The sequence below is a fragment of the Nocardioides sp. GY 10127 genome (assembly GCF_004919085.1).
In the GTDB taxonomy this organism is placed as follows: domain Bacteria; phylum Actinomycetota; class Actinomycetes; order Propionibacteriales; family Nocardioidaceae; genus Nocardioides.
In genome coordinates this window covers 310,506-321,727 of the sequence record NZ_STGL01000009.1, presented here as the reverse complement: position 1 = coordinate 321,727, position 11,222 = coordinate 310,506, and the positions used below count along the sequence as shown (strand labels likewise).

10 protein-coding genes are annotated in these 11,222 nt (G+C 72.1%); 3 read left to right on the top strand and 7 right to left on the bottom strand.

Annotated elements, in window-relative coordinates:
* The 5 genes from E8D37_RS18110 to E8D37_RS18095 form a co-directional block, all read right to left on the bottom strand.
* A partial coding sequence (locus E8D37_RS18110; RefSeq protein ID WP_206055842.1) for a hypothetical protein occupies window positions 1-414 on the bottom strand: 414 nt, incomplete at its 3' end.
* A gap of 600 nt (window positions 415-1,014) precedes the next feature.
* On the bottom strand, window positions 1,015-1,539 hold the full coding sequence (locus E8D37_RS18105) for a hypothetical protein (protein ID WP_136571202.1): 525 nt from the start codon (window positions 1,537-1,539) through the stop codon (window positions 1,015-1,017).
* 35 nt (window positions 1,540-1,574) lie between these two features.
* Window positions 1,575-2,435, bottom strand: a complete 861-nt coding sequence (folP, locus tag E8D37_RS18100) for a dihydropteroate synthase (RefSeq protein ID WP_136571201.1) — start codon at window positions 2,433-2,435, stop codon at window positions 1,575-1,577.
* A 163-nt stretch (window positions 2,436-2,598) separates the two neighbouring features.
* Window positions 2,599-2,736: a hypothetical protein gene (locus tag E8D37_RS19975; protein ID WP_168929813.1), complete on the bottom strand. Its 138-nt coding sequence runs from the start codon at window positions 2,734-2,736 to the stop codon at window positions 2,599-2,601.
* Window positions 2,737-3,423: 687 nt separating this feature from the next.
* Complete coding sequence (locus E8D37_RS18095) at window positions 3,424-4,341, bottom strand: glucosyl-3-phosphoglycerate synthase (RefSeq protein WP_240770538.1); 918 nt, start codon at window positions 4,339-4,341, stop codon at window positions 3,424-3,426.
* Window positions 4,342-4,443: 102 nt separating this feature from the next.
* On the opposite strand from E8D37_RS18095, the gene E8D37_RS18090 reads away from it, so the two are divergent.
* Window positions 4,444-5,118 (top strand): sortase, encoded by a 675-nt coding sequence (locus E8D37_RS18090; protein WP_136571200.1) that lies wholly within the window; start codon window positions 4,444-4,446, stop codon window positions 5,116-5,118.
* A gap of 97 nt (window positions 5,119-5,215) precedes the next feature.
* Here the strand turns inward: E8D37_RS18090 and E8D37_RS18085 are convergent, their stop codons facing one another.
* Window positions 5,216-9,607 carry a DUF5979 domain-containing protein gene (locus tag E8D37_RS18085; protein WP_136571199.1) on the bottom strand — a complete coding sequence of 1,464 codons (4,392 nt, stop codon included), beginning with the start codon at window positions 9,605-9,607 and terminating at the stop codon, window positions 5,216-5,218.
* Between the two features lie 345 nt (window positions 9,608-9,952).
* Here E8D37_RS18085 and E8D37_RS18080 point away from each other — a divergent pair, with 345 nt between their 5' ends.
* Together E8D37_RS18080 and E8D37_RS18075 are read left to right on the top strand one after the other, a co-directional pair.
* The gene (locus E8D37_RS18080; protein ID WP_136571198.1) at window positions 9,953-10,306 is read left to right on the top strand and encodes a hypothetical protein; all 354 of its coding nucleotides are present in this window, start codon (window positions 9,953-9,955) and stop codon (window positions 10,304-10,306) included.
* A gap of 138 nt (window positions 10,307-10,444) precedes the next feature.
* Window positions 10,445-10,732: a hypothetical protein gene (locus tag E8D37_RS18075; protein WP_136571197.1), complete on the top strand. Its 288-nt coding sequence runs from the start codon at window positions 10,445-10,447 to the stop codon at window positions 10,730-10,732.
* Here the strand turns inward: E8D37_RS18075 and E8D37_RS18070 are convergent.
* Window positions 10,708-11,139, bottom strand: coding sequence for a hypothetical protein (locus E8D37_RS18070; protein ID WP_136571196.1), 432 nt, complete (start codon window positions 11,137-11,139; stop codon window positions 10,708-10,710). The genes E8D37_RS18075 and E8D37_RS18070 overlap by 25 nt on opposite strands.
* Window positions 11,140-11,222: the final 83 nt, after the last annotated feature.

Below are 11,222 nucleotides of genomic sequence, written 5' to 3'. Positions count from 1 at the left end.
GCTCACCAACACACCCGACAACGGCTCACCCGACCCATCCCGCACCACACCCGACACCGACACGGCCTCGGCGGGGACGAGGACCACGTCGACGGTCCGGTCCCGGGTGGCGTCCACGTCGTCGACGGTGGTCTGACCCAGCCCGGACCCGTCGGGGGCGGTAACGACCACATCGACGGCGGTGGCGGTGACCGAGACCGAGTATGCACCCGTGCTCGGGTCGATGGTCGTGCTGGCCAGGGCCGTGCCGCCGCCTGCGGGTCGCACGACCACCGTCGTGCCGGCGGGGCCGGCACCCCCGGAGTTCAGCGTGACCGTGCCGGAGATCGTCGTCGCCGCGGCCGCCGGTGACGCCAGGCCCAGAAAGGCCAGCGCAGCGGCTACGAGCGACACGACCAGCAGTCGCGCGAGCATGCGGAAAGAAGTGGAGCGAGCAGCAGTCATCGCGGTGGCCCTCCCAAGCCAGGGCGGCGTCCCTTTCCGCCCTGGCGGCCACGCTAGGACGGGCCGCCCTGACGGACCTCAAATACGGAACAAGTGTTCTGTAACCGTCTAGTCGTCTGGAACAGCCGCCAGCAGCCGCCGCCCCTGCCGCGGGCGTGCGGGTCGCCGCCGGCGTCCGCCCATCCAGGGCGCGCCGGTGGCCCCCGCGCGCGGGGTCTCGAGGCTCGGCCCTGGCGGGCCTCACACCTCGACCACCGAACGGGCCCTGGCGGGCCTCACACCTCGACCACCGAACGGGCCTTGACGGCCTCACACCTCGACCACCGAAACGGCACGAGAACGCTCCGCGGACAGGGAGCGGGTCCGTCGTCATGCCCGACGTGGGTGCGCCGGCAGAGCGACGACTGGATGCGGACGACCCAGAGGGCCGCTGACGCCCCCGCGTGGAGGTGCAGCACTGGCCCCTCGTCGCGAAGGCGGCTCACGCTCCCCCCGTGCACGGCCGTTTCCGGCCGAGAACGTCAGAGTAAGAGCGACCTGAGCGGCAGGGGAAGCACCCCCGGGCATTTCTCAGGAAGACAGGGTCGCGACCCAGTACTGCACCCCGAACGGGTCGTCGTCGTACAGGACGTCGGCCGCCCACTCCCCCGAGGGCAGCTGGGCGAGCAGCGAACCCAGCTCGACCCAGCCGGCCGGGTGCCCGACCAGCAGCTCGCCGGCCAGCGCCGTGTCGAGCGCGGTGAGCTGCTCGGCGTCCGCCCCTCGTAGTGCGGCGCCGAGGGCCGCGTCGAAGCCGGCGGCGCGGTCGTCGAGGTACCCGGGCGCCTTCTCCGTGCGCCGGGCCGTCCCGTTGGCGACCACGAGCACCCCTGCGGCCCCGTCACCGGCCCCGGAGACCGGAACAGACGCAGCACCGAGCAGCGCCTCCGCCACCCGGGCGCCCTGCGCGTCGCCCACGACCCGCACCGGCCCGCCGGCCCCGACCCACCGCACGGCCTCGAGGCACGCGGCCCGCAGGTCGGCGACGGGGTCGACGCGGGAGGGGTAGTCGGGCAGGAGCGCGAGGACGCCGGGCACGACGGCGATCCGGGACACAGCAGCGGCAGTGCCAGTGGCAACGGAGTGTGCGGTCACTGGAGCCCCCTGATGGCGCGGGCGGGCAGGAGGCGCCCGGCGATGACGTTGGCCATGTCGACCGTCTGCCGGGTCTCGACGACCTGGTGCACGCGGTAGATCCGCGCGCCGGCGAGGGCGCAGGCGGTGGTGGCGGCGAGGGTGCCGATGAGGCGCTCGCCGACGGGCAGGTCGAGCGACTCCCCCACGAAGTCCTTGTTCGAGAGCGAGACCAGCACGGGGCGTCCGGTGGCCACCATCTCGCCGAGGCGACGGGTGACCTCGAGGGAGTGGAACGTGTTCTTCCCGAAGTCGTGCGCGGGGTCGATGATCACCGACTCCTCCCGCACACCGGCGGCGACGGCGCGGTCCGCGTAGGCCATGGTGTCGTCGATGGCGGCGCGGACGACGTCCTCGTACTCCACCCGGAACGGCCTCGTGCGCGGGGTCGCCCCGCCGGTGTGCGTGCAGACCATCGCGACGTCGTGCTGCGCGGCCACGTCGACGAGCTCGGGGTCGGCGCCGCCCCAGGCGTCGTTGAGCAGGTCGGCGCCCGCCTGGCACACGGCGTCACCGACCTCCGCGCGCCAGGTGTCGACCGAGATCACCAGCCCGGGGTGCTCCTCGCGCACGCGCGCGACGAAGTCGACCACCCGCGCCTTCTCCTCGGCGGCGGAGATCTCCACGCCAGGCGCGGCCTTGATCCCGCCGATGTCGACGATCTCGGCGCCCTGCGCCACGACCGAGGCGACCCGCTCGTGGGCCTTCTCCTCGGCCCAGGTCGCGCCCTTGTCGAAGAACGAGTCGGGCGTGCGGTTCACGATGGCCATGACGAGCGTCTGGTCGTCGGCGAACGTCTGCCGACCCAAGCGGAGCATGGGGTGAACCTACCGGGCGCCGCCGACCACCCGGGGTGAGCACGGCGTGGGCGGGGCCAGGGAAAGAGCACGGACGCCGCGGGCCGGCCGGCCCGCGGCGTCCGCGGTGCTGAAGCAGGTGAAGCGTTGGTGCAGGTGCTGCAAGCGTGGGGGGAGGGGACCCTCAGCGGGCCGTGACCTCGGGGCGGTCGGAGGACGCGACCCGGACGGGCGCCTCGTGACCGTGGTAGCGGGGGTCGTGCGGGCAGGCGCCGTGGTAGCGGCTCCGGCACCGCAGGTAGCGGTAGGCGTAGCGGAACACCCAGGTCTCCTTTGGGGCGGGGACGTGCGGGACGGTGCCGCGATCCGAGTGCGCGGCGGCGGGCGAGCCCCGGCCGGGAGTCTCACGGCCAGGCCGGGGCTCGTTCCGTGCGCGACGCTAGTCGGGCAACCCTGGGAGAACCCAATGAACGCCTGGACGCTCCATGAAGATCCTGAGTGCTCTAGTCAACACCTGTAGACATGACGATGGCCGGGTCGACTGCGCCCCCTAATGCGCACTCGGCCCGGCCATCCGTCCGCGGCTCCACCCCTCAGGAGCCCGGACACGGGAGAGGTCGCGACGGGGACGGGACGGCGCCCCTCCGCGAGTTCTCCCTACTCAGCGCGCAGCAGCGGCGGCCCGATGACGGCCCTGGTGCGCGGAGTAGTCACCGTGGTGACGAGGGTCGTGCGGGCAGCGGGAGCCGTGCCGCCACTGGCAGCGCACGGCGCGATAGGCGTAACGGAGCACGGTCGTCCCTGTCTGCTCGGGGCCGCCGGACCGGTTCAGAAAAGTCCGCCGGGGTGGTCAGGAATGGGGCGCGGGAGGGCCGACAGGGAGTCTCACGGCCAAGCCGGCACGCCCGCGCAGGTCGAACCTAGGCAGCGCGACAGGGACCCCGCTGGGCCGAGCGGGGTCTTTACCCACAATGGGTGAAGGCGCGGCACCGAGGGGCGCCGCGGGGAGCTACGAGGACTCGTCCTCCCACAGCGGCGGACGCTCGAGGACGCCGACCATCCGGATCACCTCGCCGATCCCGCCGTCCGCCTCGGCGAACTGCCGCAGCGGGACGACGCCGCCCGACTCCCCCGGCGACTTCAGCCCGCTGCGCGTGGCCATGGCGGCGGTGATCTGCGTGGCCATGACGCCGAGGTCGAGCAGCGGCTGGTGGCTGTGTGCGCGGTGGCCGAGGTCGACCTGGGCGATCGCGTCCACCCCGCACAGCGCGGCGGTGTCGACGATCGCGGCGAGCTCGACGGCGTACCCCGTCGGCACCCAGAGCCGCTCCAGCAGCGAGGCCCGGATCGCCCACTCCCCCGCCAGCGGCTGCACGAGCCCGGCGAGCTCGGGGTGGTGCAGGGCGAGCCAGGGCCGCGCGACGAGCTCGGTCACGCGTCCGCCCTGCAGCCCGTCGTCCCCGGGCCGCGTGTAGAAGCCCTTCACCAGGCCGACGCGCCGGTCGGCGAGCAGCGGCCCCAGGAGGCCGGGCACGAAGTGCGTGTCCCAGTCGACCAGGTCGGCGTCCATGAAGACCACGAGGTCCCCCGACGTCACGAACTGCGACTTCCACATCGCCTCGCCCTTGCCGGGGTGCGAGCCGAGCTCCGGGCGGATGTCACGAGCACGGTGGACGACGGCGCCCGCCTCGGCCGCCACCCGCCCCGTCTCGTCGACGGAGTCGGAGTCGATCACGACGATCTCGTCCACGAGGCTCACGGTCTCCATGAGCGTCGACCGCATCCGCTCCACGATCGGCCCGACCGTGGCCTCCTCGTTCCGCGCCGGCACCACGAGGCTCACCTGCTGGCCGCGCTTGAGCTCCAGGAGCCGCTCCAGCGACCAGTCGCCCCAGTGGTGGGTCCTGCGGGTCAACCAGTCGGGCACGTCGCCAACCTAGCCGCCCCGGCTGTGCGGATGGAATGAGCCTCCCGGGCCAGGGGTGCCCCCGCCCGCGCGGTGGTCCCGCCTACGGACCACACTCGTCCCATGACCCGCCGCGCCGTCGTCGTCACCGGCACGGCGCTGGTCGCCGCCGGGCTGTCGACGCTCGGCTGGTTCGGCTGGGAGCTCTACGGCACCACCTGGGTCAGCCAGCGCCACCAGGCTGCGGCGGTCACCCAGGTCGAGCAGGCGTGGGCGTCCGGAACGACGCTCGAGAAGACCAGCCAGGACGACGTCCTCGCGATCGTCCGCATCCCGGCACTGGGTGCGAGCTACGCCGTCCCCGCGCGGGCGGGCGAGGGCGACGACGTGCTCGCCGAGGGCTTCGGCGTCCCGGACGACTCGGCCGACCCTGGCGCGGTCGGCAACCTCGTCCTGCTGGGCCACCGGATCACCCACGGCGAGCCGCTGCGCGACATGCCGGACCTCGTGGCCGGTGACCGGGTGATCGTCGAGACCGCGGACCGGGTATTCACCTACCGCCTCGACACCGACGGCGACGCGCTCACCGTCGACCTGCACAACACCTGGGTCACCGACCCCGACCCCCAGGACACCAGCAGCGACACCGGCACCGACAACGCCTGGAACGACGGCCAGCCCGCAAGCCGGCTGACGGGCTCCCGCCGACTCCTCACGCTCGTGACCTGCTCGGAGCTCTTCCACACCGACGACCGTCTGGTCGCCTTCGCTCACCTGGTCTCCAGCCGCGCCCGCTGACCCTCGGGAAGACCCGGCACCCACGCCAGACGCAGATCGGGGTGGATGCGGTGCATCTCATGCACCGCATCCACCCCGATCACGCTGACTCAGCGGATCAGCTCCGCTTGCGCACCCACACGAGCATCCCGCCGCCCCACAGCACGAGCAGCAGGCCGGCGATGAGGACCCACAGCCCCGGCCCACCCAGGTTGGGCAGACCGGAACCCGAGTCAGACGCGGGCCCATCGGTGGACGACGTGTTGTCCGAGACACCCCGGTCCACCGCGAAGTGGTTCACCACGTGGATGCCGAGGCCCTGCACAGTGCCAGACCGCCCCGCCACCACCGTCACCGGCGAGGACGCCGGGTGGTCGACCGTCACGGTGTCGGCACCGCCCGACTTCAGCTCCTCGGCCCAGCACGACGTGCCGACCGGCAGCAGCACCGGCGAGCCGGACGCGTCGGCGACGGTCACGGTCTGGCCGTCGGCCACCCGCACGGTCCGCGAGAGCACGGTCGACCCCGAGGCCGACGTGCAGGTCACCGCGATCGGGAAGACCTCGCGCGTGGGCGTTCCCCCACCCGTCACGCGCTTGGTCACCGACACGGTGCCGGCCGAGTACCGGTTCACCAGCCGCGCGACGACGGCCGTCCCGGTCACGTCCACCGTCACCGGTGCGGCCACCGCGTCCGCCCCGCCCGAGGACGTCTCGGTCACCTCGCAGGAGGCGCCGAGCGGCAGCGGGCCGAGCTCGTCGGAGGTCAGCACCCCCGCACCGGACGGCGTGAGGGTCACCGACGCGGGCGAGTACCCGGCGACGTCCCGACCATCGAAGGTGCAGGCCACGGAGAAGGTGACCGCGGAGGCCAGCGAGGCACCCACGCCCCGCACGACCTTGTGGATCACCACGGAGCCGACGTCGAACGTGTTGGTCGCGGCGACCGCCACGTCGGTGTCCGCCACGGCGATCGGGTCGCCGTAGGTGTACGGCGAGCCGTCGACGGTCACGCTCGTGGACGTCGCGCCCCCGTCGTCCGTCTCGGTGACGGTGCATGTGGAGTCCTGCGGCACCTCGACGTCGGTGCTGTCGCCATCGCCCAGGTCCACGGTCTCGTCGACCACGGGGTCGCTCGCGCCGGACACCGTGCACTGCACCTGGAACGCGAACGAGGAGGGCGCGAACGCGGCGCCCGCGCCGTCCACCGTCTTGCTCAGCGAGAGGACGACGGGCGGCACCACGATCGTCGCGCACGCGGTGTCGTCGGCCGCCGAGCCCAGCAGCACGGTGCACTTCGACGCCGGCTGCCCGCCGTCCACCTGGAACTGGTTCGTCGCCGTGCCGACGGCGCCGGGCGTCACCAGCACCTCGACGTCCCACGTGTAGGTGGCGCCGGAGGGGATGTCCACGCCGGACCACGTGATCACCTGCCCGGACATCGAGACCCCGGAGGTGGGCGTCCCCGACGTCCCCACGATCGACTGCGGCACGAGCCCGGTCGGCAGCGTGTCGGTGCCGTCGATGGTGCGCGTGACGAGGTCGGGGTTGGAGACGGTGAGGTGGTAGAGCAGCGTGTCGCCGACCCGCACGGTGTCGGGGTCGATCGAGGAGTCCAGCGTCTTGTCGATGAGCAGCGGCAGCGTCGTCGAGCTGGCGGTGATGCCGACCTTCGGCGGGCTGTTGGTGAGCGAGAGCCCGAGCGGCGTCTTGGCCGCGCCGGCGATGGAGTTCCACGCGATCTCGCCGGCGTCGATGGCCGGGGTCGTCATGTCGACGTCCACCGCGAAGCCCTCGCCGGGGGCGTAGGTGACGCTCGAGGTGAGGCGGATCGCCGTCACCGTGGAGACGTCGGACGGCGCGCTGGTCGACCAGTCGTCGACGCACCCGGTGTTCTCGGAGTCGGGGTAGACCTCGTCGCGGCAGGGGTTGGCGGCCTGCGAGTACTCCACGCTCACGCCGCTGGGCAGCGTCCCGAGGGAGACGAAGGTGGCGGCGAAGTCGCTGTTGCGGGCCTGGCCCGCCACGGACCCGCCGACGCCGGTGTCACCGACGGCCGGGAAGACGTCGTAGATCACCGCGCCGTGCAGGTTCACGCCGCCGGTGTTGCGCCACGACAGCCCGAACGTCACGGTGCCGCCGGCCTCGTCGACGCGGCCGATGGCCGGGTACGACTTCGGCGCGGAGTCGCCGTCGCCCTGCACCGTCTTGGCCGTGCGGAAGGACGCCCCGCCGCTCGGCGGGGGCACGGTGATCGAGGCCTGGCTGTAGCAGTAGGCGTCGGTCAGGGAGCCGTTCTCGTTGAGGTCGGCGTCCTCGGTGTTCTGCTGCAGGTACGCGGGGCTCTGCTGGCAGCTGCTCATGAGCGAGCTGTCGGTGTAGTAGACCTGCGCGGTGTTCGTGTACGTCCCCGGGTCCGAGGGGTAGGCGACGTCCAGCGAGAAGGTGCTCTTCAGCATCGAGGTGCCGAGCGGCGCGAGCGTCGACCTCGCGAAGGTGATCCGGAGCAGCTGGCGGCCGGTGCCCTGCCAGTTGTCCAGCACCTCCACGGAGTCCGAGGTGATCGAGGAGGGGGCGCCGGACGTCGTGGTGGTGACCGTCGCGGTCGCGCTGCTCGGCGCGGAGTCGACCGTCATGCCCTCGGGCAGCAGGTCGGTGACGACGAGGTCGTCGGTGGCGGTGCCGAACGTGGTGAACCGGGTCGTGAGCGTCATCGTCGAGAGGCCGGCGCCCGCGGAGGCGAGCCCGCCCATCGTCTTCTCGATGCCGACCTGGGGCGCCTCGACGACCCGCAGGTCGGCGTCGTCGGTGAGGACGCCGGCGGGCGTGGTGGCCGCCTTGTAGTAGAGGAGGTCCTCGGCGACGTTCTTCACCAGCGACAGGTCCGGCACGGCGTCGTCGACGTAGCCGAACACGGCCCACCGCACGTCCGGGCCGGAGAGGCCCTCGGCGCGCGGGAAGGTGACCTCGGCGATCGTCTTGCCGGCGTCGGCCGGGTCGAGGCCGAAGTTGGCGTAGTTGGTGCCGCCGCCGGTGCGCACGAGGGTGCCGGAGGTGCCGTCGGTGTAGCGGACGGTGGGGGCCCACGCGGTGTCGAGGGCGGCCACGCCGCCCGAGGTGCTGGACCACACCGAGGCCGTCGTCGCGTGGAACGCCACGTCGGTGCAGAGCGTGGAGCCGGCGGCGTAGGAGGAGTAGACGCTGCCCGAGACGTTGGTCAGGCACGGCATCGGGTCGGTGATCTGGTGCTGGTAGCCGGCGCCGTTGGTGGTCGTCGTCGTGAACCGCATCTTGTAGCCGGCCTGCGTCATGCCGGTGGCCTGGTTCGGCACGTAGCCGGAGAGGACGTTGCCGGACTGCGCCGACAGCGCGCCCGCCCAGTCACCGGGGTAGGTGGTGTGGCTGTTGGCCTCGAGGCCGGACGCGCTGGAGCTGGCGGAGGCGTCGTCGTCGCGCAGCTGGCCGAAGGAGGCCTTGCTGAAGGTGCCGATGCCGGTGGACGGGGCCGTCGACTCGTTGACCACGGTGAGGGACGCCGTGGCCTGCTTCTGCGTCATCGTCTGGCCGTCGGTGGTGGTGCCGGTGACGGTGGCGGTGTTGGTGACCTTGTCGCCGTAGACGGCGGTGCTGTTGACGGTGCCCTCGACCGTGAACGTCACGTAGCGCGGCGCGGCGGGGCTGTCGTCGGTGCAGGAGGTCGGCAGGTCGCTGCCGGAGATCGTCCAGGTGAGGGTGCTGCCGCTCACCGAGGCGCTCGGGCTCGAGCTCACGTAGTCGATCTCGGACGGGATGGCGTCGGTGACCGTGAGCGAGTCGGCGTAGATCATCCCGGTGGACGCCGTGGTGCACTCGACCTGGATCGTGTACTCGACCGCGTCGCCGATGTCCTTGAACCCGCTGCCGCCGATCGACTTGGTGATCGCGGCGGTCAGCGAGGCGGTGGCCTCGCCGGTCGCGGCGGTGGGCGCGGTGTCGTCCGCGAAGTTGGTGCCGCTCAGCGTGGGCAGGAGCGACCAGCCGGTGCCGTCCGGCGTGACGCCGTTGCGGGGCGTGAGCGTGAGGTCGAGCGTGCCGGCCCAGCCGACCGGGAGGTCGTCGAGGGTGACGACGAGGTCGGTGCCGACGACGTCGTAGGAGACGACGTGGTCGACCCCGTCGATCATGAGCGTGCCGACGGAGACGTCGGCGGCCGAGAAGTCGCCCGTGGTGATCAGGGCCGCCAGGTCGGAGCCCAGCGGGATCGTCACGGTCGGCGCCTCGCACGTGTCGGCCTCGGTGCCGGACCCGTCACCGAGCTGGTCGCAGCTCAGCGTGAGCGTGTAGGTGAAGTCGCTGCCCGACTTCTGCGTCGTGGTCGAGGTCGCCGCGATGGCGACGTCCGCCACGGTCTCCTCGGCGGCCGACGCGGTCGGCACCCCCAGCGCCAGCGAGGCCAGCACGAGCGCCCCGGCCAGGAGCACCCGCACCCCCCAGCCCGTACGAGTCCTGGACGTCGTGCTCCGACCGCGCATGCAGGTTCCTTCGTGTCCCGGTGCCCGGCCCTCCACGGGCACACGGTCGACACTTGTACCTGATTTTCAGGACGCTCTTGGCTTCTCCAGCCCTCACCGGTCCAGAACTCGTGCCACCACCACTCCACTGGTGGTCGAGGTGCGAGCACCCCCGGTGATCGAGGTGCGACGAGCGCCAGCGAGGAGCCTCGAGATCCCCCACCCCGGTGGTCGAGGCGCCGCCCGGTGGTCGAGGTGCGAGGAGCGCCAGCGACGAGCCTCGAGACCCCCCATTTCCACGGGGTCCGCGAGCAGCCGATCCCTGACAGGCTCACTCCCCACCGACACCTGTCACCAGGAGGACCCATGCTCCGCACACTCATCGCCACGCTGACGCTCCTCGCGGCCGCGCTGCTGCCCTTCTCCGCCACCCAGGCGGCCACGGCAGCCACCGCCGGCCGTGCCAAGGTCTGCATCACGAAGCCCGAGTACAAGCAGCTCAAGCCCAAGCGGACGACCATGGCCGGCGTGAAGCGGATCGTCGGCGGCGAGCCGACGATCCGGCGCCGCGCCAAGGGGCGCGTCCTCTTCGCCTACAAGCCGTGCGTCGCCGACAACGGCACCGATTACGTGTACATCCTGTTCAACAAGAACCACAAGGTCATGACGAAGAGCTGGCACTCGTGCGGCGGCGGCCGAGGCACCGCTGCCCGCTGCTGACCCCGGGGTCGCTCGCCCGACCAGGCTCCGAACGCGGAACGACCGCGCCTCTCAACGTAGAGGCGCGGTCGTTGCGCGAGACCAACCCGACACCCCGACAACCCCGCCCAGCAGCCACCGATGCTTCACACTCTCGCCATGCCCGCAGCGTTGACTCTGGTGGCGCTCCTGGTGAGCACCGCGATCCTCCCGTACACGCAGTGGGCGGGCGTGGTGGCGACGGCGTTCTTCTCCGGCCTCTGGATCCTCGCGAACGCCCCGATGGAGGGCGACGTGCTCTGGGTGTGGTCGACCACCCACGGACTCACCGGCGGCGACCTCGCCGGCCTCGCCGGCATCGTGATCGCCGGTCTACGCGCGTGGTGGCTCTACCGCCGCACCACGCGCGGGAAGAGCGACGCTCAGGACCCGACGCTCACCGTGTAGCTCAGCCCCGTGTCCCCGTCGCCGAGGTCCACGTAGGTGATGATCACTTCGCCGCCGGACATCGTCAGCACCTGGGTCCCCGGCTTGGCCTCGTCGAAGGTGGTCACGAGCTCCCACCCGTTCCCCTCGAGCAGGTCGATGGCCTCCTGCATCGCGCCGCCGGGCGTCTTGGTGCTGAAGATGACCGCGGTCCACGTCTTGTTCGCGCCCTTGCCGGACTCCCCCGAGTCCTGGATCTCCCCGTCGACCAGCGTCACCTCGTCGCGCGGGAAGTCGTCCGGCAGTCCGTCGTAGGCGATCACGGAGGCGCTGTCGCTGATGAAGTCGGAGGGGATCGAGGACCCGTCAGTGGACGACCCGTCCGACGAGCACGCCGTCAGAGCCCCAGCGAGGACGGCGAGCAGCACGCTCGCAGCCGCAAGACCGGCACGTCGAGCAGGACGGTGGGGCACGGCGCCTCCCGAGGCGAGCGGTGTCAGCGGACGACTGC

Coding starts and splice junctions, on each gene's coding strand:
- folP (WP_136571201.1), bottom strand. CDS start 2,435: ATGCTCCGCTTGGGTCGGCAGACGTTCGCCGACGACCAGACGCTCGTC.
- E8D37_RS18090 (WP_136571200.1), top strand. CDS start 4,444: ATGACCCGCCGCGCCGTCGTCGTCACCGGCACGGCGCTGGTCGCCGCC.
- E8D37_RS18085 (WP_136571199.1), bottom strand. CDS start 9,607: ATGCGCGGTCGGAGCACGACGTCCAGGACTCGTACGGGCTGGGGGGTG.
- E8D37_RS18080 (WP_136571198.1), top strand. CDS start 9,953: ATGCTCCGCACACTCATCGCCACGCTGACGCTCCTCGCGGCCGCGCTG.
- E8D37_RS18075 (WP_136571197.1), top strand. CDS start 10,445: ATGCCCGCAGCGTTGACTCTGGTGGCGCTCCTGGTGAGCACCGCGATC.